Below are 26850 nucleotides of genomic sequence, written 5' to 3' on the forward strand. Positions count from 1 at the left end.
AACCTCAGATGCCCCCAGTCTCTCCCGAGCGTCCAACCGTCTCTCCGGCCCGTCTCCGCCGTTCCCAGCGTCCCAACAACCACCTCAGCAGCGCCGGTGAAGGGCGTTCTAAGTATATCACCGAGAAGCCGCAAGTAGAAAAATCGAAAATCGGCAAAAAATCTTCGAATTTCTATTTTTACATTAAAAAGCATATAGTTAATTCCCGCCCCTCCAGATGAGTTGCGCGATCAATGGCGTCATCCGTAAACAAATCGCGCGGCAGATCACTTATTCACGCAGTTACCCACAGACTCGCCTTCGAGTCAGGTGGAATCGACCTGCCGCAACCGAACAAGAAAAGCGGAAACAGGCAGACGCAGGCTCAGCAGACCCAAAACGATCACGAGATAGACCAGCGGTTCGATCTGGAAGCCCTTCGCCAACATCACGTAATGCAACGCGCCCAGAATCGCGGCCGGATAAACCAGACGATGCAACTTGCGCCATCGCGGGCCAAGACGGCGGACCGACCAGTTGTTGGACGTGAGCGCAAGCGGCAGCAACAGGACAAAAGCAGCCATCCCAACCGTGATATACGGACGCTTAACGATGTCCGCCCAGATCTGACTGGGGATCTGAACATCCAGAACCAGCCAGACCAAGAGGTGCAGCGAGACATATGAGAATGTCAGAACGCCAATAGCACGACGGAACTTCATCAGATTTATTCGGGCGAGTCGTCGCAATGGCGAAATCGCGAGGCCTAGAATCAAGAGCTGTAACGCAAGTTCCCCGAAGCGATGCTCCAACGCCTCAATTGGTTCTACACCAAGACCCCCGGTCATGCCTTGATAAAACAACCATGGCGCAGGCAGCGCGCCCACTAGGTACACTAGCCAAACAGGGATACGACGCAGAATATCGTTGAGGCGTTGCATGATCTCAGTAGTATTTCGCCAAATCCATACCTTCGTAAAGGCTGGCAACGTCTTCTTCATACCCATTGAACATCAGGGTCGGGATACGCTTGGCGAATAGGCCACCGCCGATCTGTCGTTCCGAGGCCTGAGACCAACGCGGGTGATCCACGTTTGGGTTCACGTTGCTGTAGAATCCATACTCGCGCGGGCCCGCCATGTTCCAGCTGGTCAGAGGCTGCGTGTCCGTCAGAGTGATACGCACAATGGATTTGATCGACTTGAAGCCATACTTCCACGGCACAACCAGACGAAGGGGTGCGCCATTCTGGTTCGGGATCGGTTTGTCGTAGATTCCCGTGGCCATGATGGTCAGCGGATGCATCGCTTCGTCCAGTCGCAGTCCTTCGCGATAAGGCCACTCCAGCACCGGATAGGCGACGCCGGGCATTTCGTCCGGACGATAGGCGGTCTCGAACGCGACATATTTCGCGCCTTCCTGAACACCCGCCATGTTCAGCAGATCGGCCAGTTCGAAACCGTTCCATGGAATGACCATCGACCACGCCTCGACACAGCGGAACCGATAGATACGCTCCTCAACCGTCATTTCGGACATGATGTCCTTAAAGTCATATTCGCCGGGGCGGTCGACCAGACCATCGATCTGTACACTCCAGGGCTCGGTCACCAGCGTGTGGGCATATTTTGCCGGGTCATCCTTCCGGGTGCCGAATTCATAATAATTGTTGTACGAGGTGACCTCTTCCCAAGTGTTCGGCTCAAGCGTTTCAGCCGCTGCCGCCGGTCGCGCCAGACCTGCCAGCCCCACACCCGCCAGCCCGGCCATCACTTGCCGCCGGTTCAGAAACGCGGCCCGTGGGGTGACGTCGGCATGTGTCAAAGTATTGGTCCAGCGGTGCGCCATGTAAGTCTCCGTTTACAGTCTGCCTCAGGAACGAGGTAGTTTGCTCATAGCACAGTGCCAAGGAAACAAGCGTAACGATTGAGAGACGAGATTGTAACGTAGAGAGAGGGCAATTGAGCGCACATGCCCCCGCTGGCGTGAGGCGGTGGATTTGCGCCCCTTGAAACCGCCTGAACTCTTATTGGATAGCAACGGACCTTGAAAGAGATCCGCTGACTGCTTCTTCGTTCTGCTTTCCGGACGATCTGAGTCCTGTTGTGAACGCTCCGGTCTGTGACAGCACAGAGGATCGGAAAATACTGGGCGGGCAAAAAATGTCTCTCGAGGAGTTTCTCAAATGCACAGACTAGTTTCCGTTCTCGCCGTTGCCATCGCCATGACAAGCGCGCAGGCTTCGGCACAGGAAATCGCGGATATGAACGATCTGGAATACGCCCATATCGCCTATACCGCCGACAATATCGATATCCGTTATGCGCATCTGGCGCTGGCCCTGTCGGAAAATCCCGATATCCATGAATTCGCAAATACCATGATCCGCGACCATACTGCTGTGAACGCCGCCGCACTTGGATTACTTGATAAGCTGGGGGCTACCGCACAGGATAACGCATTCAGCCAGACACTGAACGCCAATGCCGAGAAGATCATCGACAATCTTTCGCAACTGCGCGGGGCCGAGTTCGATGCGGCATATGCCGCCAATGAGCTGGCCTATCATCAGGCAGTGAACGAGCTGGTCGAAGGCACCATGATCCCCAATATCGACAACGCCGAGGTCAAGGCGCTGTTCGAACAGGGGCTTGAGATATTCAAGGCCCATGAAGGTCATGCCGAAGTAATGGTCGAGTCGCTGAATTAATGCCACGCACCATCATGCGGCGCACGTTTCTTGGAGGGGCGGTGGTTTCAGCGACCGCCCTGACATTCTCGGCGCGCGCGGAGCAAGCCGCCAAAGTGCATGAAGTGACGATCAAGCGTTTCACCTATGAGCCAGAGCAAATCGAGGTTCGAGTCGGAGACATCATCCGCTGGACCAATCTGGACATCGCTCCTCACACTGCTTCAGCCGACGACCTGAGTTGGGATACAAAGGAACTGAAGCGGAATGAGAGCGCCGAAATCACTGTCGAAGACGGGATGGTGTTGACCTATTTCTGCGCGTTCCACCCGCATATGAAGGGAACGGTCAGAGTTGTTTGACCCGATCCTAAAAAGGCCCGCCACTTCGGTGGGCCTTTCAGGTTCTGCCAGTTAATGCACCACGGCATCATCCGGGCGTGGACGATCAGACGTTCCCAACCGATCGCCGATGATCAGGCCGTCAGAACCAGCTGACACGGGAACAGTCTCTCCGTCCTTGATCTCACCGGCCAGCAATGCTTCGGCCAATGGGTTCTGCAACGCACGCTGGATCACGCGTTTCAGCGGGCGGGCCCCAAAGACCGGGTCATAGCCTTCGTTCGCCAACCATTCCTTGGCTCCGTCGTCCAATGCCAGCTCGATCTTGCGGGCGGCTAGACGTTTCTGCAGACGTGCCATCTGGATATCGACGATGCCATCCATATCGGCCCGCTTGAGCCGGTCGAAGATGATGGTCTCGTCCAGACGATTCAGGAACTCGGGCCGGAAATGCGCCCGGACCGCATCCATCACATCCCGCCGCGCCTGCGCGCTGTCGGCCCCTTCGGGCAGTTGGCTAAGCGCTTGGCTCCCGAGGTTCGACGTCAGGATGATCAGCGTCTGCTTGAAATCCACGGTGCGGCCCTGACCATCGGTCAGAACACCGTCGTCCAGAACCTGCAACAGCACGTTGAAGACATCCGGGTGCGCCTTTTCGACCTCGTCAAACAGCACGACCTGATAGGGCCTGCGTCGCACGGCCTCGGTCAGCACACCGCCTTCGTCATAACCGACATAGCCCGGAGGGGCACCGATCAGACGGGCGACCGCGTGTTTTTCCATGAACTCGGACATGTCGATGCGCACCATCGCGTTGTCGTCGTCGAACAGGAAGTTCGCCACAGCCTTGGTCAGCTCGGTCTTACCCACACCCGTCGGCCCAAGGAACAGGAACGAACCCAACGGGCGGCCTTCATCGTTCAGGCCCGCCCGCGCACGGCGCACAGCGTTGGCCACGGCTGTCACGGCCGCATCCTGACCGATCACGCGGGAATGCAGATCATCTTCCATCCGCAACAGTTTCTCGCGCTCACCTTCCAGCATTTTCGAAGTCGGGATACCCGTCCAGCGCTCGACCACCGAAGCGATCTGTTCCGGACGCACCGTTTCCTCGGCCATCATGGCGTTGCTTTCGGCGTTCTCGGCCTCGGTCAGCTTTTTCTCAAGCTCGGGGATAACGCCATAGGACAACTCACCCGCCTTAGCCAAGTTGCCTTCACGCTTGGCGATCTCCAGATCGGCCCGCGCTTTGTCGAGCTGTTCTTTCAGATCACGGGCACCGGCCAGCTTGTCGCGTTCGGCCTGCCACTGGGCGGTCATCTCGGCGGATTTCTCCTGCAGATCAGCCAGATCCTTTTGCAAGGTTTCCAGACGATCCTTCGAGGCCGCGTCGTCCTCAAGCTTCAGCGCCTCTTCCTCGATCTGCATCTGCAGGATCTGACGATCCAGCTGATCCAGCTCTTCGGGCTTGGAATCCACCTCCATCCGCAGACGCGACGCCGCCTCATCGACCAAATCGATGGCTTTGTCGGGCAGGAACCGGTCGGTGATATAGCGATGCGACAGAGTCGCCGCCGATACCAGCGCCGAGTCCGAAATGCGCACGCCGTGGTGCAACTCGTACTTTTCCTTGATGCCGCGCAGGATGCTGATCGTGTCCTCTACCGTCGGTTCGGTGACCATCACAGGCTGGAACCGACGCGCAAGGGCCGCGTCTTTTTCGACGTATTTGCGGTACTCATCCAGCGTGGTCGCACCGATACAATGCAACTCACCCCGGGCAAGCGCAGGCTTGATCAGGTTTGCGGCATCCATCGCGCCGTCAGACTTCCCCGCCCCGACCAGAGTGTGCATCTCGTCGATGAACAGAATGATCTCGCCAGCGGCCTCAGTGACCTCGGTCAGAACGGCCTTGAGGCGTTCTTCGAACTCACCGCGATATTTCGCACCGGCGATGAGCGCACCCATATCGAGCGCCAGCAGCTTTTTGTCCTTCAGCGATTCCGGCACGTCGCCGTTGACGATGCGTAGGGCCATACCCTCGGCAATCGCGGTTTTACCGACGCCGGGCTCCCCGATTAGAACCGGGTTGTTTTTGGTGCGGCGCGACAGCACCTGCATCGAGCGGCGGATTTCCTCATCCCGCCCGATGATCGGGTCAATTTTGCCCTCAGCCGCAGCCTCGGTCAGATCGCGCGCGTATTTCTTGAGCGCATCATAGCCCTCTTCCGCCGACGCGGTGTCAGCGGTGCGACCTTTACGGATGTCATTGATCGCCTCGTTCAGCTTCTGGGCGGATACGGCACCGGCCTCTAAGGCCTCTTTGGCTTTGGATTTCACCATACATAGCGCCATCAACACGCGTTCGACCGGAACAAAGCTATCACCCGCCTTGGTGGCGATCTTAGTGGCCTCGTCCAAAACCTTGGCGGTCTGACCATCCATATAAATCTGGCTTGCGTCACCGCTGACCTTCGGGATCTTGCCCATCGCAGCATCCAGAGCCTCAACCACACGGTTCGGCGCGCCGCCTGCGCGGGTGATCAGATTGCTCGCCAGCCCCTGATCGTCATCCATCAGTGCTTTAAGAATATGTGTGGGTTCCAGCCTCTGGTGCCCCTCGCGCAGCGCAATGGTCTGCGCCGCCTGCACGAAACCCCGTGCCCGCTCGGTGAACTTGTTCAAGTCCATGTTATTCTCCTTTTTATAAGCGCCCGAAAGTGTTGCGCCCGCTTGGCGGCACGCGTCGGTCTGGGCCTCACATTCAATTTGGGAAATATTGGCGTGTATTCAAGACCGTTTCCCTACAATAACACAGTCAACTTTCTGCGCTTGCAAAACCATGGGGATTTGCCACAAACCAATGATACCGAACCGGTTTTGGGAACACCTCGCGATGATTTCACTCAACGACCTCGGCAACTGCATTGCAGAACATTGGTCAACCGTTATCGGCGACCCGAGCCCGGTCGGATGGCTGACAGTTGCGGTTTATGGCGTCACCGCTCTTTTATGCCTGCGCGCGGCATGCAGCCCCAGCGTTCGATGGTTCTGGCTGCTTCTGTCTTTGCTGTTGTTCGCCCTGATGATCAACAAGCAGCTTGACCTGCAATCCGCTCTGACCGCCAGCGCCCGCTGCCTCTCACACATGCAGGGCTGGTATCAGGATCGCCGCTCGGTCCAGGTCGGCTTTATACTGGCGGTGATCTTCTGCGGTTTCTGGGGCGCGCTGGTCAGCCTTTGGTTTCTCCGCAAGCATCTGCGCCAGGTCGGCGTGGCCCTGATAGGGTTCATTGCCCTGATCTGTTTCGTGTTGATCCGCGCAGCAGGGTTTCACAAATTCGACGCCCTGCTGAACGCAGACTTCCTGTTCATCCGTGTCAATTGGCTGTTGGAGCTGTCAGGTATCGGCCTGATCGCCCTCAATGCCTATTGGGTGGCAAGACGCCGTCAACCCCGCGGGATTGAATAGACGGAGTAACCGCCCGTTTCCGCCATCTTCTGGGCATTATACATCTCAAGCAGCGATTGCTCGGCACTACTGCCTGTGGGGCATGAAACCAGATCCGCGGTGTGATCCAGAAACTCGCCGGTAAAGGGGCTTTCTCCTGTGAGCTGGCACCAGTCATCCTCGGACCGATAGCCGCCCACCAGGGGAAGGTTGTCATTGGTCGGAGCCGCGGCCACGCCGGTATCTGAAGGATCGTTTTGCGGGGTGTCATCACAGGCGGCCAGCATCAGCGCTGCGCCAATCGCTACTATCTTCTGCATCATTCTGTCCCTTGCTTTGAATTGCCGCAACATAGCACAGCAAGGAAATTTATGCGTGAACTGCGTCACCCAACCTTCCTGCATGGACAGAACGCCCCGAACCCGTTACGACGCAGAAGTTTGCCAAAAAGGAGCCCACCTATGTCCGATGACCGCCTGATCGTTGCCCTTGATGTTCCTAACGCTTTGCAGGGACTGGCCATGGCCGAACGGCTGGGGGACGCCGTGTCCTTCTACAAAATCGGGTTGGGTATGCTGACAGGTGGCGGGCTGGCGCTGGCCAATGAGCTGAAGCAGGATCACGGAAAGCGTATTTTCCTGGACATGAAACTGTTCGATATCGGCAATACGGTTGAGAACGCAGTACGCGGATTGGCACAGTTTGATCTGGATTTCCTGACCGTGCATGGCGATCCGCATGTGGTGCGGGCGGCCAAAGAAGGCGCCTCGGGCAAAGACCTGAAGATTTTGGCTGTGACCATTCTGACCTCATTGAACCGTGACGATCTGGATGCCAGCCTGCTGAAGGCCGGTGATGTGCAAGAACTGGTCGTCGAGCGCGCCGCACGCGCGCTGGAGGCCGGGGCCGACGGCGTCATTGCCAGCCCGCAAGAGGCCGCCTTGATCCGCGCCCTGCCCCAGGCGGACGGCCGCTTGATCGTCACTCCAGGCGTTCGGCCTGCGGGCGCTGTTCTGGGCGATCAGAAACGTGTGGCGACCCCAGCGAGTGCAATCGGAGATGGTGCGGATCATATCGTCGTCGGAAGACCGATCTATCAGGCCGACGATCCCAAAGCGGCAGCAGAAGCTGTTCTGAACGAGTTAAATTCTTTGACGCGGCATTGAATTCCGCACGGAATCGCCCGGCATTTACGATAGCAACTGCAGGCAACCAGTTGACCTTAGGTCAATTTTTACCCTTTCTGCGCCAAATCGCCCCTGTGCCCGAAAACACACATCAAATATGCGAGTTTTTCGATCCGACGCTTACAGCTATCGAAAACAGCAGTTTTAAGCGATTCTAAATGCAAGACACTCCCCAACGGACTGTGACTTCCTGAGGTCCGTTACCTTCTCCCCCCGCTACCGCGGGGGGTTTTCTTGTCAGTAGACACTCCCCCACCCCGACCCAATCCTTTGAACCGGGACCTGTGCTGTTATAAGACTGGTCCTGACCTGAACCGCGTGAAAAACGGGAAACCGAATGCCCGGTCTTTGCCGAGATTGCCTGACCACACTGACCGACGAGCGGCGCTGTCCGTCCTGCGGCAGCCCGCGTGTGAAATCCCATCCCGAACTGTTTGACCTGACCATCGCGCATATGGATTGCGATGCATTTTATGCCTCGGTCGAGAAACGTGAAAATCCCGATCTGGCGGACAAGCCGGTGATCATCGGTGGCGGTAAGCGCGGCGTGGTCTCCACCGCCTGTTACGTGGCCCGCATTCGCGGCGTACGCTCGGCCATGCCGATGTTCAAGGCGCTGACGCTCTGCCCTGATGCGGTGGTGATTAAACCTCGCATGTCGCTTTATGCCAGCGTCTCACGCGAAATTCGGGCGATGATGGACGATCTGACGCCGGATGTGGAACCCCTATCGCTGGATGAAGCCTTTATGGATCTCTCCGGTACCGCGCGGCTGCATGGCGCGCCGCCTGCTGTGATGCTCGCCCGGCTCGTCAAGCGGATGAAGGACGAACAGGGACTGACCGGCTCGATCGGGCTGAGTCATAACAAATTTCTGGCCAAGGTGGCCTCGGACCTCGACAAGCCGCGCGGGTTTTCGGTGATCGGCAAGGCAGAGACTGCCGAGTTCCTGCATGACCGACCCGTGCGCCTGATCTGGGGCATTGGCCCGGCGGCGCAGGAGACGCTGGAACGGGCGGGTATTCGCACCTTCAGCGACCTGTTGCGCTGGGATCAGGAGGCGTTGACGGCGCGGTTTGGATCAATGGGATATCGTCTGTGGCATCTCGCCCGAGGGCAGGACAAACGTCGGGTCTCGGCACATACACCGATGAAGTCGATCAGCAACGAGACTACGTTTTTCGAGGATACCGCTAGCACGGACATTCTGGACGGGCATATCTGGCGCATGTCCGAGAAGGTAGCCGACCGGGCCAAGGCCAGAGGGCTGGCCGGGCGAGTGGTGACGCTCAAGCTGAAACAGGCCAATCACAAGATCATAACGCGGAGGGTCTCTCTGCGCGATGCGACCCAGATCGCAGACCGAATCTATCGTATTGCGCGCAACCTTTTTGATCAGGTGGGTGATCAGGGGCCCTATCGCCTGTTGGGATGTGGCCTGTCCGATCTGTGCCCAGAGGATCAGGCGGATATCTCGGGTGATTTGCTGGACCCCGGTGCGGCACAACGCTCGCAGGCCGAACGGGCCACCGATGAAATCCGGCGACGGTTCGGAACGGATGCGATCGTGAAGGGGCGCGCGCTGCGTTAGCCTATTCGGCCGCCAGCTGTTGTGTTTCAGATCCGATGGCAGCAATATCCGCCGTCACCTGCCGCAACAGGTCGCGGAAGGCCTGGAAATTACCATTGGGCTGGATCGTGCCTTCATTCATATAGAGCGACCGGTCGATCTCGATCTGAATGGCGTGTTGATGACGCGCCGGGCGGCCATAGGTCTGGGTGACATAGGCCCCCGCGAAGGGCGTATTGCGCACCACATTCAGCCCGACCGAGGCAAAGGCCGCTTCGATCTGATCCACGATCACGCCCGAGGCAGAGGCTCCGAACCGATCCCCCAACACAATCTCGGGCCGCGAACTGCGTCCGCTGTTGGCCATGGCGACCGCCTCATGTGGCATCGAGTGGCAATCGATCAGGATCGCCTGCCCGAAGGTCGCATGCGATTCGGCCAGAAGTGACTTGAGGCGCTGGTGGTAAGGCCGCCAATAGGTATCGATGCGCAGCCGCGCCTCGTCCATCGTCAGCTTGCCATTGTAGATCGCGCGCCCGTTCGCCACGACGCGCGGAATCACGCCCAGCCCCGAAGCGACGCGAGGGTTATGCCCATGGCGGCGGGCGCCTTGGATCAAGGCAGGGTCCAGCTCATCCGCGCTGCGGTTCAAGTCGAGATATGCGCGCGGCATAGCTGCAGCCAGCAAAGGCGCACCAAAGGTGGCGGCAGAATCGAACAGTTGATCGACATAAGCATCTTCGGACGACCGAATCGCATGCCGGTTCAGCACCGACCGCTTCAAAAGCGAGCCCGGATAGGTCCTGCCGCTATGCGGAGAGGCAAATACCACGCAAGACGTGCGCTTGGCGGGCATATCCAGTAGGTAGGCGGCATTGGACGAAGGTTTGGTCATGGGCTCTCCGTTATTCGCATTGAACATAGACCGGAAAATAGTTCTTCCAAACCCCTTGATCCCCCCAACGACTCCTTTTATAGACCCCGCTACCGGCGCGGGGTTCCGCGCCCCATTTCGTTATGGGGTAGGTCACGCGACGGTTTCATGGGCGGTTAGCTCAGCGGTAGAGCACTTCGTTGACATCGAAGGGGTCACAAGTTCGATCCTTGTACCGCCCACCATGATTCACTGTTCCGGGCTTCCGGGGCACCCGACTAACCCAGGCGCTGGCCACGTCTTTGATGAAGGCGCCGCAGATTGGAGACAGACCCATGAAGGTCAAGAACTCGCTCCGCTCGCTCAAGAACCGGCACCGTGACTGCCGGGTTGTGCGTCGCAAAGGCCGCGTCTACGTGATCAACAAGACGCAGCGCAAGTTCAAAGCTCGCCAGGGCTAAGAACTGCACATTCCGAATAGAAAAAGCCGCGCCTTCGGGCGCGGTTTTTTTTTGTGCCTGTACCAGCGATGCGAAATGGCAGACCACGCGAATGCCATCAATCCATTCGGCTCTGGCCAGCAAGGTAATAGGTGGCCCAATGCCCAAGCACCTGACCTCAGCCCCGAAACATAAAAATATGGCGTGACCATTTGACCGACCAATTTTGTCGGAATTCCTTGCATCCCGCTCAGAATCGTTTAATTGACCAAATCAGTCGGGTTATAACCCGCAGCGTATTCTAATGTTGGGACACATCATGCTGAAATCTTCCACCTGTATCGCCACCGCCCTAACGGCACTGATTGCGACATCTGCTGTCGCCGAAGGCGAACTGAACCTCTATTCGTCGCGTCACTATGATACGGATGAGAGGCTGTATTCCGATTTCGAAGAAGCAACCGGCATCACCATCAACCGCATCGAAGGCAAGGCCGATGAGTTGATCGCGCGCATGGAGGCTGAAGGCGCAAACTCGCCCGCCGACATCCTGCTGACCGTCGATACCTCGCGTCTGGCGCGCGCCAAGAATGCCGACCTACTGCAGACGATCGACAGCGCCATTCTGGAAGAGCGTATTCCGGCCAACCTGCAGGACGAAGATAACCAATGGTATGGCTTCTCGCAGCGCGCCCGGATCATCTTCTTTGACAAGAATGAGGTCGCCAATCCACCCGCAAGCTATCTGGATCTGGCCAAGCCTGAATACAAAGGCCTGGTCTGCATCCGCTCTTCCAGCAACACCTATAACCAGACCCTGCTGGCTGCGATCATCACCAACCACGGTGCTGAGGCCGCAAAAACCTGGGCTGAAGGCGTCGTCGCCAACATGGCGCGTGAACCTCAGGGCGGTGATACTGACCAACTGCGCGGCATCGTATCCGGTGAATGCGAGATTGCCGTTTCGAATTCCTACTACTTTGCGCGCGCTATCCGCAGGGACGTCAAAGGTCTGAGCGCTGATATGGACATGATTGGCGTGCAATTTCCGGCACAGGATGCCGAGGGTGCACACATGAACTTGTCGGGCGCAGGGGTTGCGGCGAACGCTCCGAACAAGGAAAACGCGATCAAGTTCCTTGAGTATCTGGCCAGCGACCAGGCTCAGGTCTACTTCTCGAACGGCAACGACGAATTCCCGGCGGTTAAAGGCGTGGCCCTGGCCGAGAACGTGGCCTCGTTGGGCGATTTCAAGGCGGATGAAGTAAACCTGTCTGAAGTGGCCAAGAACATCCCTGAGGCGCAGAAAATTTTCAATGAAGTTGGCTGGAAGTAAGCCTTCGGTTCACCCGAGAAATTGAAAGAGCGTAGCGCCTTCTGCGCTCTTTTTTATTGTGTTCATGATATCTGTTAGCCAACAATCCCAAATATGAACATGATTCTCGTATTTGAACAATGCTAGATGAACTCTCCTTCCGGCTCGCTACAAGGCTGAAAGAGCTGCGCCAGGGACGCGGCTGGTCGCTTGACCAGCTTGCCGAACATAGCGGCATAAGCCGCGCGACGCTGTCTCGGATGGAAAAGGGGGATGTCAGCCCGACGGCGGAAACGCTGGGCCGATTGTGTGCCGCCTATGGCTTGCCCATGTCGCGCCTGCTGATGATGGTCGAAGACAGTTTCGACCCTCGCATCCCCCTTGAGCGCCAACCCGAATGGCGCGATCCCGAGACCGGTTTCACTCGCCGGTCCGTCTCACCACCCGCTGCCGGGTTGAGCGGCGAAGTCATGGAAGGTCAGCTGCCCCCAAACACTGTAATCAGCTATGACACCCCCCCAAAGCCCGGGCAGGAGCATCACCTGATCATGCGGGACGGGGAACTGACGCTCACGGTCGATGGCGTCGATCACATGCTCAATGACGGGGATTGTCTACGCTATCATTTATCCGGAGCAACACGGTTCCAAACCGGGCCTGCACGCGGCGCGCGTTATCTGTTGGTACTGATATGATCACACGATTAACTGCTGCCTATTTTGACGAAGCGCTCGAGGATCTGACGGATATCCTTCATAGCTGCGTCCACACTGGCGCCAGCATAGGCTTTATCCTGCCATTCTCAAAGGAGGATGCCCGCAGCTACTGGCTGGGTCGGGTAAGGCCGGATTTGCAGATCGAAGCGTTAGATTTATTCGTCGCTCATGATGGGGGTGGCATACTTGGAACAGTGCAGCTGATCCCCGCCTCCATGCCAAACCAGCCGCATCGCGCTGATGTCGCCAAGCTATTGGTCCACCCTCAGGCCCGCCGACGCGGATTAGGTCGGGCACTGATGGAAGCATTAGAGGACCGGGCGCGCGATTTAGGGCGAACGACGCTGGTGCTGGATACCCGCAGCAGCGACCCTTCGCGTCTGCTCTACCAATCGCAGGGCTTTCATATTGCCGGAGAGATTCCGAACTATTGCCGCAACCCCTTCGAGGATCGGTTGGAGCCGACCACCTATATGTATAAGCAACTGACATAACTGCCGGTTTTGCGTGTATTGGCGGCAAAGCAATATCCAATCCCCTACACGGCCTTGATGAATGTTGGGGCCGAAGGAGCAGGTTCAATCTTTTTCGCAACCGCGCAACGTACACGTCGGTCATCCGGCCACTTACGATTATATCTCCCACGCGCCTTATCCAGTAAACTGATCGCGCAGATCGAAAGCAACTTAGCCGTCGATATCAAGCGCCAGCGCATGAATGCGTGGCACGATATCGCCCAGCGCTTTGTGCACCGCGCGATGGCGCGCAACACGGGATTGCCCCTGAAAAGCTTCCGCCCGGATACGGACGTTGAAATGGCTTTCTCCGCCCTCTTGGTACCCTGCGTGACCGCGATGGCTTTCGCTGTCGTCTACAACGTCCAGCTCACGCGGATCAAATGCTGCCTGCAGGCGGTCACGGATTTCGTCGGTCACGCTCATTTTTATGCTCATCGGCAAATTAATTGCCGTCCCCCTCTTCTACTTTCGGCTGCTTAGATTAAACTGCTGCCTCCGAGTCGAAAAGATGCGTTCGTGAGGTTGAGCAGATGGTGAAGTCAGATCCCTTCGGATTCGATATGTCCGTGTCCAGCGCGAAGAAAAAGAAGCCGCGCGGGCGTCGGGGCATGTCGGGCGCGTCCGAGACCTCGACGCGTATTTGCGATCATGAGGGCTGTGAGGAGGCAGGCAAGTTCCGCGCGCCCAAAGCGCCGGATGTGCTGGACGACTTCTTCTGGTTCTGCCAGCAGCACGTGCGCGAATATAACCAGAAATGGAATTTCTTCGACGGCACCACCGAGGCCGAGCTGAACGCGCAGCGTTCCAAGGACAAGGTCTGGGAGCGTGAGACCAAACCCATGGGCGACCCAGAGGCCCGCGCCTGGGCACGCCTGGGCATCGAAGACCCGCATCAAGTACTGGGTGAGAACGCCACGAAGAACCCCGGTCGCGCCAATTCCGGCGGTCGCCGCTTGCCCCCGACCGAGCGCCGGGCGATTGAAATTCTGGAGGCGCAGGACAGCTGGTCGAAGGCCGAGATCCGCAAAGCCTACAAGAAGCTGATCAAGGTGCTGCACCCGGACATGAACGGCGGCGACCGGTCGCAGGAAGAACAGCTGCAAGAGGTCGTCTGGGCCTGGGATCAGATCAAGGACAGCCGCAGCTTCAAGTAGGGTCGGCCTTTTGGCGGCCCTTTATTAGCGGTAGAGTAGTGAGCTGGTGTTTTCATGAAAACTGTGTGCCGCAAGGTGCATTGGGCGGTTTTGAGCCCTGAGAGGCTCGTTCTGATCACCTGTCTTTCTGCAAGGCTTTGAAAAGCGCCATAACATGCTCTTCCCCATAGCCGGCTTCGATTGCTTTCTCGAATAACCTGCCGAAGTAGTCCGGAAACTCCGAGTTCATACCAGCGTCAAGTGATTGCCGCCTCAGCAATTCAAGTGAGCCCTGCCAAACTGAAAGCATGGCGGTTCGTTGGTCATATGTACCATCGCGTATTGTTCCGACATGATGCTGAATTCTTGGGTTATCTGGGAACATCGAGATAAATTTCTGAAGTTCGATCCCCTCTGCACGGCAAACGTTTGCAGCGTGAAGCATTCCGGCAAACTCACCGAAACGGGTTGATAACCAGGCCAGATCAAGTGTGGACGCCGCTGCTATGTCGTCCCCAAGGAAGTCTATTCTTTCGCCCAGGCAGTCAAAGAGTGATGCAACTTGTTCAAATGTGGTCGACGAGCCAGAGATAAGTATCCTGCCATCTTTGGTTCCTATGTTTTGGGGGCCGCAGTGAATTTCTCCATCCAAATAGTCCGCGTTTTTTTCTGCCAACCAATCTCTGGCCTCTCTGGCCTGTTTCGGCAGACACGTGCTGAGCTGGACTATCGTCCGATTATCGAGCAGCGGTTGCACACGGCTGTCTCCAAAAAGAGAAAAAATAGACGTGGGATCATCCACGCATATGATCGTTGTGGGGCTTGCGGCTACGGCGTTAGAGATAGATTGAGCGACGGCGACGTTTTCACCTTCAAGCGCCGTGGCTTTTTCGATTGAACGGTTCCAAACAGTGAGGGAAATACCTGACTTCCGATAGGTCTTGGCTATCGCCGAACCCATCATCCCTAACCCAATAACCCTAACTTTGCTCATGACAAAACCTCTAGGAAAATGGCGTTATGGACAGGTTGATAGTATTGGCAACGGGCACGTCGGCCAAGGTCAGCCCCGTCGCGCCTACGGGCGTCAGCGATACCAAACGCTCAGAGTGCGCTAAGCGCCGCCTGCGTTGACGCTCCATCAACTCCGATAAGGCCAGTTTCAAAGAAAAATCCCCTCAGCTTTTGACAGGCGCGGCTTTCCCTTGCCCTTGCTTGCAATATGTTGCACCACACACGGGTTCAAACCCGGTGAGCGGGCCATAGGATAAGGACAAGGCGCATGGCTGACGGATCGATCGACATCAACGCAAAACCTACCGAGGATATCTCGGTCCGTGAGGTGTTCGGCATTGACAGCGATATGGCAGTCAAGGGCTTTGCCGAGCGCAGTGACCGGGTACCGGTGATCGACCATACCTATAAGTTCGACCCAGAGACCACACTCGCGATTTTGGCGGGCTTTGCTCACAATCGTCGGGTGATGATCCAGGGCTATCACGGCACCGGGAAGTCGACCCATATCGAACAGGTTGCGGCGCGTCTGAACTGGCCCGCCGTTCGCGTGAACCTGGACAGCCACATCAGCCGGATCGACCTGATCGGCAAGGACGCGATCAAACTGCGTGACGGCAAACAGGTCACCGAATTCCATGAAGGCATCTTGCCCTGGGCGCTGCGCAACCCGGTTGCCATCGTGTTCGACGAATATGATGCGGGTCGGGCGGATGTGATGTTTGTCATCCAGCGCGTGCTGGAGCATGACGGCAAGCTGACCCTGCTTGACCAGAACGAGATTATTACGCCGAACCCCAACTTCCGCCTGTTTGCGACCGCCAACACCGTGGGTCTGGGTGATACCACTGGCCTCTATCACGGTACACAGCAGATCAACCAGGCGCAGATGGACCGCTGGTCGCTGGTCTCGACGCTGAACTATCTCAGCCATGATGCCGAGACGATGATCGTGCTATCCAAGGCTCCTCACTACAACACCGAGAAAGGCCGCAAGACCGTCAGCCAGATGGTGACGGTCGCTGACCTAACCCGGACAGCTTTCATGAACGGTGATCTGTCGACTGTGATGAGCCCGCGGACCGTGATCAACTGGGCCCAGAATGCCGAAATCTTCCGCGATGTAGGCTACGCCTTCCGTCTGTCTTTCCTGAACAAATGCGATGAGCTTGAGCGCCAGACAGTGGCCGAGTTCTATCAGCGCTGTTTTGACGAGGAGTTGCCTGAAAGCGCCGCCTCTGCGAGCTTGGGCTAAGGACCTGAATTGTGCCCTTGCCGGGCGCAATGCCTCCGGCGGGGATATTTTTGGCCAGATGAAGGGGGATCCGGTTTCGCTTTGAGATACCGGATCGCTGCAGCACAAAGGGCGTTTGATCATGGTGCAGAAGAACGACAATCCTGCTGATCCGTTCAAGAAGGCTCTGGCCGAAGCCACTAAGGTTATGGCCGACGACCCCGAATTGTCGGTGACCTATACGGTTGATCCATCGGGCATGACGGGCGAGTCGATGCGACTGCCACAGGTGTCGCGGCGGATGACACGGGAAGAGGTATTGCTGGCCCGTGGCACGGCGGATGCATTGGCGTTGCAGCGTAAGTATCATGACGACGCAACCCATGCGCGTTATGCGCCCCCGGGCGATATGGCCCGCGATTTGTACGAGGCCATGGAAGTCGCGCGCTGCGAGGCGATGGGCGCGCGGGATATGCCCGGGACGGCGTCCAATATCGACGTCAAGATCGGGCATGAGGCGATCCGGCGTGGTTATGATCAATGCAAGCAGCCTGCGGATGCGCCTTTGGCCGTCGCGGCGGGTTATCTGATCCGGCATCTGGCAACGGGACGCGACATGCCTCCGGCGGCGGAAAATGTCATGAACCTGTGGCGCGGGTTTATTGAGGAACAGGCTGGCGGCGTTTTAGAGAACCTTGATGAGGTGCTTTCGGATCAGGCCGAATTTGCCAGGTTCGCGCGCCAGATGATCAAAGATCTGGGCTATGGCGACCAGTTGGGGGACGACCCCGATGAGCTGGATGACGAGCAGGAAGATCAGGCCGAGGAAGACGCCGAGGAACAGCCCGATCCCGACAGCACCGGACAAGACGATCAGGAAGAACAGGACGCCGACGCCAACCCGGAACAGTCGCAGGAAGAGCAGCAGGACCAATCTCAGGCTCAGGTCTCGATGGATGAGATGGCCGAGGATGAGATGGGCGATGAGGCCGAGATGCCCGAAGGCGAGGCCCCGCTGGAGCCACCTGCCCCGCCGCCCGCGTCCGAAGCAGATCCGGACTACAAGGTCTATCTGAACAGCTATGATGAAGAGATTGCGGCCGAAGATCTTGCGGAACCGGCAGAGCTGGAACGTCTGCGGGCTTATCTTGACCAACAGCTTGAACCCCTGAAAGGCGCGGTGAGCCGCCTGGCCAACAAGCTGCAGCGTCGCTTGCAGGCGCAGCAGAACCGGTCTTGGGAGTTCGACCGCGAGGAAGGCATTCTGGATGCTGGGCGTCTGGCACGTGTCGTCGCGAACCCCACGACTCCGCTGAGTTTCAAGGTCGAAAAAGATACGGAATTCCGCGATACCGTGGTGACGCTGCTGCTGGACAATTCGGGTTCGATGCGCGGGCGTCCTATCTCCATCGCAGCAATCTGCGCCGATGTTCTGGCGCGGACGCTGGAGCGCTGCAATGTGAAGGTCGAGATTCTGGGCTTTACCACTCGCGCTTGGAAAGGTGGACAGGCACGCGAAGCTTGGCTCAACGATGGCCGACCGCAGCAGCCCGGGCGTCTGAACGATCTGCGCCACATCATCTATAAGGGTGCGGATGCGCCATGGCGTCGGGCGCGGCCCAATCTGGGCCTGATGATGAAAGAGGGCCTGCTGAAGGAAAACATCGACGGTGAGGCGCTGGAATGGGCACATCGCCGGATGCTCGCGCGGCGTGAGGCGCGCAAGATCCTGATGGTGATTTCAGATGGCGCACCGGTCGATGATTCAACGCTCAGCGTCAATCCAGCCAACTATCTTGAAAAACATCTGCGTGACGTGATCGCCATGGTGGAAAAGCGCAAGATGGTGGAATTGTTGGCCATCGGGATCGGGCATGACGTGACGCGGTACTATGACCGCGCGGTGACGATCACCGATGTCGAGCAGCTGGCCGGTGCCATGACCGAACAGTTGGCCGCCCTGTTCGACAGTGATCCACGCGCTCGGGCGCGAGTTATGGGGATGAAACGGGCCGGTTAGCGGAGCGCGGGTCTACGCTACCTTCCTGAATGCGCTGCGGAACTTCCTGAACCGAGCAGAGCAAGCGGCTGGACATTTTCCGCCGCAGGCCGCAGGTTTGCGCCGATCAAACCGACGAATGAGGCCCCGATGTTCCAGAGTTTCGAAGTGACCGCGCGCCCCGAACAGGGTCCTCCTCGACTGGCCGCGTTGCGGGCCGAAATGGCAAAAGACGGGCTGGACGGTTTCCTCATCCCGCGCTCTGATGCACATCAGGGTGAATATGTGGCACCCCATGACGAGAGGCTGGCTTGGCTGACCGGGTTCACAGGTTCTGCCGGTTTCTGCGTTGCATTGACTAGCGTGGCAGGCGTATTCATCGACGGGCGCTATCGCACGCAGGTGAAGGCACAGGTGGCCGAGGAGTACACTCCGGTGCCGTGGCCGGATGTCAGCCTTAGCACTTGGCTGAAGGAACAACTGCCAGATGGCGGTAAAGTCGGGTTCGATCCGTGGCTCCATGCGGCTGGTCAGATCGCCGGCGCTCAAAAGGAACTGAAAGGCAGCGGCGTCGAATTGGTGCGCTGTGACAATCTGGTGGATCGGGTCTGGGATGACCAGCCTGAGCCACCGATGAACTCGGTCAAAGCGCATCCGATTGAGTTCGCCGGGGAAACTGCGGAAAGCAAGATCAAGCGCCTCGCCGAAGAGTTGCGGAGGTCCGGGCGCACGGCGGCAGTGATTACGCTTCCAGATTCGATCATGTGGCTGCTGAACATTCGCGGTTCGGACATTGCCTATAACCCAGTGGCGCACGGGTTTGCCATACTGCACAGTGATGGGCGTGTTGATCTGTTCATGGCCGCTGCGAAGCTGACGGAGGTGATGGATCATTTGGGCGCTCAGGTCACTGTGAATGAGCCGGAAAACTTCCTTACCACCATCGGGGCCCTTGAGGGGGCGGTGCAAGTCGACCCGAACACCGTACCGCAGATCGTGGCGGATGCGCTCGGGGATCGGATGGTCGAGGGTGGTGATCCCTGTGCATTGTCAAAGGCCTGTAAAAACCCTGCCGAGATCGCAGGCAGCGCCGAGGCGCATCTGCGTGACGCCGCGGCAGTGGTGGAATTGCTCTGTTGGTTGGACGCACAGGCCCCGGACAGCCTATCCGAAACACAAGTGGTGACCAGACTGGAAGAATGCCGCCGCCGAGACAATGCGTTGCAGGATATCTCATTTGACACCATCGCAGGCACCGGTCCGAACGGGGCCATTATGCATTATCGGGTGACCGAGGAAACGGACAGCCGGTTAGAGAATGGTCATCTGCTGGTGCTCGATAGTGGCGGGCAGTATCTGGATGGCACCACCGATATCACCCGGACCATCGCAATCGGTGACGTAGGGGATGAGGAAAAGCTATGCTTCACCCGCGTGCTAAAGGGCATGATCGCCATGTCGATGCTGCGCTGGCCGGTTGGGTTGGCAGGACGTGATATCGAATGCGTCGCACGCCTGCCGTTGTGGCTCGCGGGGCAGGATTTCAACCACGGGGTTGGACATGGCGTGGGCACCTACCTGAGCGTGCATGAAGGCCCTCAGCGTCTGTCACGGGTCAGCCATGTGCCGCTGGAGCCCGGCATGATCCTGTCCAACGAGCCGGGATATTACCGCGAAGGCGCGTTTGGCATCCGGTTGGAGAATCTTGTGGTGGTGGAAGAGGCCCCCGCCCTGCCCGGCGGCGATGACGAACGGGCTATGTTGCAATGGCGTACATTGACCTATGTACCCATCGACCGGCGACTGATTGTCGTCGACATGATGACACGCGAAGAACGTGCCTGGTTGAACGCATATCACCGCGATGTTGCAGAAAAGATCCGACCAAGGCTGGGCGAGGACGCTCAACTGTGGTTGGATGCCGCAACTGCACCGGTCTGACACCGGATTGTTACATAGAATAGGCAATGGGGAAGCCCGTACACGACGAGGGAAGGAGTAAACATGACCAATCAGATCACGATCCGCAAAGCACCGGGTAAATGGAGCGTCCGTTCAGGCGGTGCCATTCTGGGTGAAACCAACAACGCTTTGGAGTTGTTGGAAAGCAATAAGGATCCGGTGATCTACTTCCCGCGCGCTGACATCGCCATGGCCTTTCTGGACCGGACCGACAAGGTGACCCACTGCCCGGGCAAAGGGGACGCCACGCATTTCTCGATCGTGAACAAGTCCTCGGTCACTGAAAACGCCGCCTGGAGCTACGAGAGCCCGATCGAGACCGTGGCCGAGATCAAGGATCATCTGGCGTTCTACCCCGAAGACTCCATCAAAGTAGAGCAGCTCTGACACGCAAGCTTCGCTTTAGACCGGTTAACAGCTTTGAGAAGTTCCGATAAGCTGCAGGCATTGCTTTGAATGTATTGCCTGAGGTCCTGCTGTGAAGAAAATCGTTATCTGCTGTGATGGCACCGGCAACGAGATCAAGGAAAATCAATCCAACGTTCTCAAGTTCTATCGCGTCCTGAAAGAGAGCAAAGATCAGATCGGGTTTTACGATCCGGGGGTCGGGACGATCTCGAACAGCGGTGCCTGGGATCGATTCAAGCATCAGATGAAGGGTGTCTTCGGGCTGGCGACCGGCTATGGGCTGGATGCCAATGTGCTGGATGCCTACAGGTTCCTGCTGCGCCATTATGAAGATGGGGATGAGATCTATCTGTTCGGCTTCTCGCGCGGGGCGCACACGGTGCGCGTCCTGGCCGGATTTATTAACATGGTCGGCCTGCTGCACGCGCATCAGGATCATCTGTGTTCTTACGCATTGACCGCCTATAAGCAATCCGGCGCTCAGGACAGGTTTGATTTGGCCTGGCGTGTGCAAGAGGTGCTGGATACTCGGCGCGTGACAATCCGCTTCATGGGATGCTGGGATACCGTCGCCTCGGTCATCGTACCGCGCCCGGACAGAATGTATCTGCCTTCGCTCGAGTCCCTGCCCTATACCCATACTAATCCTTGCGTGCGCGTCTTTCGCCAGTCCTGCGCCATTGATGAGCGTCGCCGCATGTTCCGACTGTCGCGCTGGACCGAGCCGCAGCTGTTCAAAACCCACCCTTTCGTCAATGATGAAGATGCCGAAAATCAGGATATTCAGCAGGTCTGGTTCGCTGGCGTGCATGGCGACAATGGCAGCGGCTACCCCGAACAGGACAGTGGAGCAGCGAAATATCCGTTGGGCTGGATGGTCGATGAGGCAAGGGCACATGGCTTGGAGTTCCGCGAGACCATGGTCAAACGTCTGGTGCAGGGAGAGACACCAAAGAATATCGCGCCCGGAAGCAAACGCGACTATGCCGCGCCCAGTGCAGATGCCAAATTGCATGATTCAATGACGTTCTGGTGGAAAATTCTTGAATATCTGCCCAAACGTAAAAAATGGCATGATGATCCTGAGATACGCAAAGAAGGTGGCTTTTATTTTCCGATGAAAGAGCCACGCTTTATCCCCGAAGGTGCATTGATCCATACTTCGGTACAGGAAAGAATGGAACTGAATCCGGGCTATGCCCCGGAGAATCTTCCTAAGAGCGAACCAACCCCGGCGAGGAGCGAATGATAAAGCTGAACCCGATGATCATGGCACTTGCACTGCTGAGCCCTGCAGGCGCGCTGGCCAATACTGGTCTGGCCAATCCGGCGGCAACCTATTGCATCGCTCAGGGCGGGCTCTACGGCATACAAGACGGAACTGATGGCCAAACCGGAATATGCCAGCTACCGGACGGCACCAAGGTCGACGCTTGGACCTATTTTCGCGAAAATAATGCAGATCACAAAAGTGACAGCTTTACCCGGCTTGCAAACCCGGCGGCAACGTATTGCATCGAAATCGGCGGCAGCTATCGGATTGAGGACACCGACCAAGGTCAGGTCGGAATTTGCACAAAACCCGATGGCACATCGCTGGACGCTTGGGATCTGTTTCGGGCCGATCATCCAGAATAGCCCTGCAGAGTCGCAGATTTCAGACCGAATATAACCGTCGTTTCGAGGCGCGTATTTCACGCGCCTGTTGCTCTTGCCCTTTTCGGAATGAGCTCTCGACGAAATCCATGTGATCGCGGGCCGCAGTTTCGGCCCGCTCTGGATCCCCCTCCAGAATGGACTGCGCGATTTCCTTGTGTTGCGCCAGCAACAACTCGCCCGAGCCGTCCATCGTTCTCAGAAATCGGCGGTTATAAAAGACACCCTGACGCGTCAGATCATAAACCGAAGCCATCATGTGGATCAGCGTCGTGTTCTGACTGGCATCCACCACCGCCGAATGCAGACGAAAATCCGCTTCCTCACTGGCATCCGCATCATCATCTTCCCACGCCTTTTGCATCTCGCCTATGATCTCAGAGATGCGCTCCTTGTCGGATTGCGTCGCCCGCTGTGCAGCCAGACGGCTGGCAAAGATCTCCTGCTCACGTCGATATTCCAGATAATCATAGAACGCCCCGCCATGCCGGGCGTAAAGCGACAGGAGTGCCGGCGACATTGCCCGGCCGGTCAGCGCGGCGATGAACGTCCCCTCACCATGACGCACTGAAACCAGGCCGCGCTGTTCGAGAATCTGCAACGCCTCGCGCAGCTTGGGGCGCGAGACAGACATGGCCTCGGCCAGATCCCGTTCCGAGGGCAATCTGCGGCCTTCTTTCAGGATGCCATCGACGATCATCGTCTCGATCTGCTCGACCACCGCATCAGCAATTGATTCGTGGCCGACAGGCTCAAATGGGCTGTTGTTGCTCATGTCTGCTCCGCGGCCTACCAGAAATCACAAAATATAAGTTGTTCACAAAATTTACCAATTGACTGAATTTATGCAAGTAAAAATACCCAAAAACACGGATATACCCGACAGATATATCTATCTGGTGATTAACGATAAATCCGTAATATCACTCCATTTGGCTAAAATTTCTCCTTGTTCGACACAGTCGCGAAACGCCACTGATCGAATCAGAAGTGGTAAATAAAATTGTTGACTAACCTTCATGGTAAAAAATATTTACCTCTTCATATCACCGCCACGGCGGGAATTCCGTCAGCCGATCCCACAGCTGGCACATACCCTGGAGGAGAACCCATGAAGACCACCCTGACATCGCTTGCCGTTGCTGCCTCGCTGTTGGCCGCTCCGGTTGCCCACGCGGCGGACAAGATGCTGCTGAAAACACCGATCGCGTTTTCGACCGCTTTGCCCGGTCTCGGCTCGCCGATCCCGCGCGTGGCTGAACAGCTGGACCTGATGTCCGGCGGCACGCTGAAGATGAAGGTTTATGAGCCCGGCAAGCTGGTCCCGCCGTTTGAAATTCTGGATGCGGTGTCTTCGGGCAAGATCAACTCGGGCTACACCACTGCCGGATACTGGGCGGGTAAGATTCCGGCTGCACCATTGTTCTCGGCCGTTCCGTTTGGCCCCGAGGCGGGCGAATACATGGCGTGGCTGTACTATGGCAACGGCATGAATCTGTATCAGGAGATGTATGATCAGGCGGGCTTCAACGTCCATGTCATCCCCTGCGCGATCATTGCCCCCGAAACCTCGGGCTGGTTCGCGAATGAGATCAACAGTCCCGAAGATCTGAACGGCCTGAAAATGCGCTTTTTCGGTTTGGGCGGTGAAGTGATGCAGAAACTGGGCGTGGCGACCTCTCTGCTGCCCGGTGGCGAAATCTTCCCGGCACTGGAAAAAGGCGCGATTGACGCGACCGAATTCTCGATGCCTGCCATCGACGCGCGGCTCGGTTTCCACAAGCTGGTCAAGTACAACTATTTCCCCGGCTGGCACCAGCAGGCGACTGTGTTTGAGTTGATGATCAACAAAGACGTCTGGAACGAAGCCAGCGATCAGCACAAGGCGATCATCGAAAACGCCTGTAAGGCATCGATGGCCGACAGTTTTGCCGAAGGTGAAGCGATCCAGCACGCGGCCCTGTTGGACAACGTCGAAAACAACGGCGTCCAGATCAAGCAGTGGAATGATGAAATGCTGTCGACCTTCCGCGCGACCTGGGATGAGGTTGCTGCCGAACAGGCCGCGAACGATGAGTTCTTTGCCAAGGTTTTGGCCGACATGACCGAGTTCCGCGACGGCTACGCCGTCTGGAAAGAGAACGCGTTCCTCCCCCGCAAGTAAAATAATCGCTTGCGATCGTCTGAGGGCGGCCTCTCCCGCCGCCCTTGGACAATTCTGATTTTCTTTATTTTCCCAAGCATCCCGGGCGCATTCACGTCCCCATCGCCGAAATCTCGAGGAGGAGACCATGGCCGAGACACAGCGTCAGCACGACGATCCGATTGAAGTCTATGAAAGCATCCTTGAGCATGGTGAACCCGACCGTCAGAGGTTGGCGGTGGCAATCGACAACGGCGTCAAGGCGGTAGGCCATGTGGTCATGTGGGCCAACCTGCTGCTGGTTGCGGCCATCGTCTCGCAAGTGGCGCTGCGCTATTTGCTCAATCAGAATTATCCCAAGCTGGACGAGATCCAGTGGCATTTCTACGGGCTGGTGACGATGATCGGTATCTCGTATGCCTTGGTCACCGACAGCCATGTGCGGGTCGACCTGCTGCATATGCAGCTCAGCCAGCGCGCGCGCCGGATCATTGAGATCATGGGAATCTTCACCCTGCTTGTACCGTTCATCTATCTGATGATCGATCAGGGATACGACTATTTCTACGAAAGCTGGAGGGTCAACGAATCCTCAGACAGCCCGACCGGCCTGCCCGCGCGTTGGGCCTTGAAAGGCGTGATCCCGGCCAGTTTTGCATTGCTGGGAGTGGCGGCGGCGGCGCGGCTGATCCACGACTTGCACGCCCTGTTCATGAACTTGGATGAGGAACGCCATGGCAAAGGCCTGCGCCTGATCATCTGGGCCCTTCTGGGCTTTGCTGTTGTGGCGACTGCGCTAACCTTCCTGGTTGAGACAACCGAAGAAAAACTGGTCATCGCCATGTTCCTGACCTTCATCGCGTTGCTGTTCACTGGCTTCCCGGTGGCGTGGACACTTGCGGGAGTCGGTGTTGCCTATTGCGGTCTGGCCTATCTGTTCGACAACGGCATGATGAACTGGACCGGGCTTGAGGAAACGCTGACCGGGCTGGATTATCTGACGCTGGGTGCGGTGGTGAACCGGGTTTATGCCACCATGTCAAACGCCGTTTTGGTCGCCTTGCCGATGTTCATTTTCATGGGCCTGATGTTGGATGAATCCGGTGTGGCCGAGCGTCTGATGTCTTCGATGCAGCGTCTGTTTGGTACGGTACGCGGCGGGCTGGCGATCACGGTGACGATGATCGGGATCATTCTGGCTGCTTCGACCGGCATCATCGGAGCCTCGGTCGTTCTGCTGGGCGTGTTGTCTCTGCCCTCGATGATGGAGCAGAAATACAGTCCTTCGCTGGCCGCCGGTGTGGTCAGTGCGTCAGGCACACTGGGCATCCTGATCCCGCCGTCGATCATGTTGGTAATCATGGCGGATCAGATGGCACTGTCGGTTGGTGATCTGTTCATGGCTGCGGTCTTCCCTGGCGTGATCATCGGCGCGCTGTATCTGACCTATATCTTCGTCATCGCCCTGATCAAACGTGACGTGGCCCCTGTACCCGAGGGCGCAACCCGTCCCGACTGGGCCGCCGTCAAGGATGTGCTGATCGCCGTACTGCCGACCCTCGCCCTGATCCTTGCCGTACTGGGGTCGATCTTTGCGGGCCTGACCACGCCGACCGAAGCCTCAGGCGTAGGCGCGCTGGGTGCCACACTGCTGGCGCTTGGCTATCGCAAACTGACGCTGGCGAAACTGGTGAATGTACTGAAGGCCACGTTTAACACCACCGCCTACATCTTTGCGATCTTCCTTGGCGCAACCGTTTTCTCATACGTCCTGCGCGAACTGGGCGGCGATGCGCTGATCGAGGACATGATCCATGGTACTGGGCTTGGTCCCAACGGCACCGTCTTCATGATCCTCTTCATCGTCTTCTTGTTGGGCTTCGTGCTGGACTGGATCGAAATCACACTCATCGTGCTGCCCTTGATGCGCCCCATCGTAAATGGACTAGGTCTGGATATCGACGGCTTTGGCGTCATTGATGAGCCCGCGCTGGTGTGGTTCGTGATCCTCGTCGCGGTGACCCTGCAAACCTCATTCCTGACACCGCCTGTTGGTTTTGCGCTATTCTACCTAAAAGGGGTCTGCCCGCCCGAGATCAAGCTGACCGATATCTACAAAGGCATCATCCCGTTCGTGATCCTGCAGTTGACCGGTCTGTTCTTCGTCTTCCTTTGGCCTCAACTGGCCACGTGGCTGCCCTCGGTCGCGTATTAAGGAGGG

27 protein-coding genes and 1 tRNA gene are annotated in these 26850 nt (G+C 57.4%); 19 read left to right on the top strand and 9 right to left on the bottom strand.

Features of this window, described 5'->3' with window-relative positions; genetic code table 11:
• The 3 genes from ACR0NF_RS19870 to msrP all read right to left on the bottom strand — a co-directional run.
• A partial coding sequence (locus ACR0NF_RS19870) for a hypothetical protein (protein ID WP_480778828.1) occupies positions 1-194 on the bottom strand: 194 nt, incomplete at its 3' end.
• Between the two features lie 111 nt (positions 195-305).
• Positions 306-920 carry a protein-methionine-sulfoxide reductase heme-binding subunit MsrQ gene (gene msrQ, locus ACR0NF_RS19875; RefSeq protein ID WP_480470592.1) on the bottom strand — a complete coding sequence of 205 codons (615 nt, stop codon included), beginning with the start codon at positions 918-920 and terminating at the stop codon, positions 306-308.
• Positions 921-924: 4 nt separating this feature from the next.
• Positions 925-1827, bottom strand: a complete 903-nt coding sequence (gene msrP, locus ACR0NF_RS19880) for a protein-methionine-sulfoxide reductase catalytic subunit MsrP (protein WP_480470593.1) — start codon at positions 1825-1827, stop codon at positions 925-927.
• A gap of 337 nt (positions 1828-2164) precedes the next feature.
• On the opposite strand from msrP, the gene ACR0NF_RS19885 reads away from it, so the two are divergent.
• Together ACR0NF_RS19885 and ACR0NF_RS19890 are read left to right on the top strand one after the other, a co-directional pair.
• Positions 2165-2689: a DUF4142 domain-containing protein gene (locus ACR0NF_RS19885; protein ID WP_480470594.1), complete on the top strand. Its 525-nt coding sequence runs from the start codon at positions 2165-2167 to the stop codon at positions 2687-2689.
• Positions 2689-3030 (top strand): cupredoxin domain-containing protein, encoded by a 342-nt coding sequence (locus ACR0NF_RS19890; RefSeq protein ID WP_480470595.1) that lies wholly within the window; start codon positions 2689-2691, stop codon positions 3028-3030. Before ACR0NF_RS19885 ends, ACR0NF_RS19890 begins: the two co-directional genes overlap by 1 nt.
• 51 nt (positions 3031-3081) lie before the next feature.
• On the opposite strand, the gene clpB is transcribed toward ACR0NF_RS19890, so the two are convergent.
• Entirely contained in the window at positions 3082-5700 is a 2619-nt protein-coding gene (gene clpB, locus ACR0NF_RS19895) for an ATP-dependent chaperone ClpB (protein WP_480668099.1), read from the bottom strand.
• 205 nt (positions 5701-5905) lie between these two features.
• On the opposite strand from clpB, the gene ACR0NF_RS19900 reads away from it, so the two are divergent.
• On the top strand, positions 5906-6481 hold the full coding sequence (locus ACR0NF_RS19900; RefSeq protein WP_480470597.1) for an isopropylmalate isomerase: 576 nt from the start codon (positions 5906-5908) through the stop codon (positions 6479-6481).
• Here ACR0NF_RS19900 and ACR0NF_RS19905 read toward each other — a convergent pair.
• Positions 6460-6780, bottom strand: coding sequence for a hypothetical protein (locus tag ACR0NF_RS19905; RefSeq protein WP_480778829.1), 321 nt, complete (start codon positions 6778-6780; stop codon positions 6460-6462). The genes ACR0NF_RS19900 and ACR0NF_RS19905 overlap by 22 nt on opposite strands.
• Positions 6781-6921: 141 nt before the next feature.
• On the opposite strand from ACR0NF_RS19905, the gene pyrF reads away from it, so the two are divergent.
• Entirely contained in the window at positions 6922-7626 is a 705-nt protein-coding gene (gene pyrF, locus ACR0NF_RS19910; protein WP_480778830.1) for an orotidine-5'-phosphate decarboxylase, read from the top strand.
• Positions 7627-7984: 358 nt separating this feature from the next.
• Positions 7985-9238 carry a DNA polymerase IV gene (locus ACR0NF_RS19915; RefSeq protein ID WP_480470600.1) on the top strand — a complete coding sequence of 418 codons (1254 nt, stop codon included), beginning with the start codon at positions 7985-7987 and terminating at the stop codon, positions 9236-9238.
• A gap of 1 nt (position 9239) precedes the next feature.
• On the opposite strand, the gene ACR0NF_RS19920 is transcribed toward ACR0NF_RS19915, so the two are convergent.
• A complete protein-coding gene (locus ACR0NF_RS19920) occupies positions 9240-10112 on the bottom strand; it encodes an N-formylglutamate amidohydrolase (protein ID WP_480470601.1) in 873 nt (290 codons plus the stop codon).
• Positions 10113-10261: 149 nt separating this feature from the next.
• Here ACR0NF_RS19920 and ACR0NF_RS19925 point away from each other — a divergent pair.
• From ACR0NF_RS19925 to ACR0NF_RS19945, 5 genes are all read left to right on the top strand, one after another.
• Positions 10262-10336: transfer RNA gene (locus ACR0NF_RS19925), tRNA-Val, on the top strand.
• A 90-nt stretch (positions 10337-10426) separates the two neighbouring features.
• Positions 10427-10552 (top strand): type B 50S ribosomal protein L36, encoded by a 126-nt coding sequence (ykgO, locus tag ACR0NF_RS19930; RefSeq protein WP_005648635.1) that lies wholly within the window; start codon positions 10427-10429, stop codon positions 10550-10552.
• A gap of 298 nt (positions 10553-10850) precedes the next feature.
• Positions 10851-11867, top strand: coding sequence for an extracellular solute-binding protein (locus ACR0NF_RS19935; protein WP_480470602.1), 1017 nt, complete (start codon positions 10851-10853; stop codon positions 11865-11867).
• 119 nt (positions 11868-11986) lie between these two features.
• Positions 11987-12541 carry a helix-turn-helix domain-containing protein gene (locus ACR0NF_RS19940; RefSeq protein ID WP_480470603.1) on the top strand — a complete coding sequence of 185 codons (555 nt, stop codon included), beginning with the start codon at positions 11987-11989 and terminating at the stop codon, positions 12539-12541.
• Positions 12538-13056: an N-acetyltransferase family protein gene (locus ACR0NF_RS19945; protein WP_480470604.1), complete on the top strand. Its 519-nt coding sequence runs from the start codon at positions 12538-12540 to the stop codon at positions 13054-13056. The genes ACR0NF_RS19940 and ACR0NF_RS19945 overlap by 4 nt, the downstream gene beginning before the upstream one ends.
• Before the next feature lie 192 nt (positions 13057-13248).
• On the opposite strand, the gene ACR0NF_RS19950 is transcribed toward ACR0NF_RS19945, so the two are convergent.
• Positions 13249-13503: a BolA family protein gene (locus ACR0NF_RS19950; RefSeq protein ID WP_480470605.1), complete on the bottom strand. Its 255-nt coding sequence runs from the start codon at positions 13501-13503 to the stop codon at positions 13249-13251.
• 107 nt (positions 13504-13610) lie between these two features.
• On the opposite strand from ACR0NF_RS19950, the gene ACR0NF_RS19955 reads away from it, so the two are divergent.
• Positions 13611-14234: a DnaJ domain-containing protein gene (locus tag ACR0NF_RS19955; protein ID WP_170716335.1), complete on the top strand. Its 624-nt coding sequence runs from the start codon at positions 13611-13613 to the stop codon at positions 14232-14234.
• Between the two features lie 115 nt (positions 14235-14349).
• Here the strand turns inward: ACR0NF_RS19955 and ACR0NF_RS19960 are convergent, their stop codons facing one another.
• Complete coding sequence (locus ACR0NF_RS19960) at positions 14350-15207, bottom strand: NAD(P)-dependent oxidoreductase (protein WP_480470606.1); 858 nt, start codon at positions 15205-15207, stop codon at positions 14350-14352.
• Between the two features lie 288 nt (positions 15208-15495).
• Here ACR0NF_RS19960 and cobS point away from each other — a divergent pair, with 288 nt between their 5' ends.
• The 6 genes from cobS to ACR0NF_RS19990 all read left to right on the top strand — a co-directional run bounded on the left by cobS (position 15496) and on the right by ACR0NF_RS19990 (position 22468).
• Positions 15496-16482: a cobaltochelatase subunit CobS gene (gene cobS, locus ACR0NF_RS19965; RefSeq protein WP_480470607.1), complete on the top strand. Its 987-nt coding sequence runs from the start codon at positions 15496-15498 to the stop codon at positions 16480-16482.
• Between the two features lie 121 nt (positions 16483-16603).
• On the top strand, positions 16604-18481 hold the full coding sequence (gene cobT / locus ACR0NF_RS19970) for a cobaltochelatase subunit CobT (protein ID WP_480470608.1): 1878 nt from the start codon (positions 16604-16606) through the stop codon (positions 18479-18481).
• A 129-nt stretch (positions 18482-18610) separates the two neighbouring features.
• Positions 18611-20401, top strand: coding sequence for an aminopeptidase P family protein (locus ACR0NF_RS19975; protein WP_480778831.1), 1791 nt, complete (start codon positions 18611-18613; stop codon positions 20399-20401).
• Positions 20402-20464: 63 nt separating this feature from the next.
• On the top strand, positions 20465-20809 hold the full coding sequence (locus ACR0NF_RS19980) for a DUF427 domain-containing protein (protein WP_480470610.1): 345 nt from the start codon (positions 20465-20467) through the stop codon (positions 20807-20809).
• Between the two features lie 91 nt (positions 20810-20900).
• Positions 20901-22079, top strand: coding sequence for a DUF2235 domain-containing protein (locus ACR0NF_RS19985; protein WP_480470611.1), 1179 nt, complete (start codon positions 20901-20903; stop codon positions 22077-22079).
• Positions 22076-22468 carry a DUF333 domain-containing protein gene (locus tag ACR0NF_RS19990; protein ID WP_480470612.1) on the top strand — a complete coding sequence of 131 codons (393 nt, stop codon included), beginning with the start codon at positions 22076-22078 and terminating at the stop codon, positions 22466-22468. The genes ACR0NF_RS19985 and ACR0NF_RS19990 overlap by 4 nt, the downstream gene beginning before the upstream one ends.
• Positions 22469-22487: 19 nt before the next feature.
• Here ACR0NF_RS19990 and ACR0NF_RS19995 read toward each other — a convergent pair whose 3' ends face one another.
• A complete protein-coding gene (locus tag ACR0NF_RS19995) occupies positions 22488-23261 on the bottom strand; it encodes a FadR/GntR family transcriptional regulator (RefSeq protein ID WP_480470613.1) in 774 nt (257 codons plus the stop codon).
• 336 nt (positions 23262-23597) lie between these two features.
• Here ACR0NF_RS19995 and ACR0NF_RS20000 point away from each other — a divergent pair, with 336 nt between their 5' ends.
• Complete coding sequence (locus ACR0NF_RS20000) at positions 23598-24650, top strand: TRAP transporter substrate-binding protein (protein WP_480470614.1); 1053 nt, start codon at positions 23598-23600, stop codon at positions 24648-24650.
• A 127-nt stretch (positions 24651-24777) separates the two neighbouring features.
• Positions 24778-26844: a TRAP transporter large permease subunit gene (locus ACR0NF_RS20005; protein WP_480778832.1), complete on the top strand. Its 2067-nt coding sequence runs from the start codon at positions 24778-24780 to the stop codon at positions 26842-26844.
• Positions 26845-26850 lie beyond the last annotated feature (6 nt).

The sequence above is a fragment of the Ruegeria sp. CF4 genome (assembly GCF_056537345.1).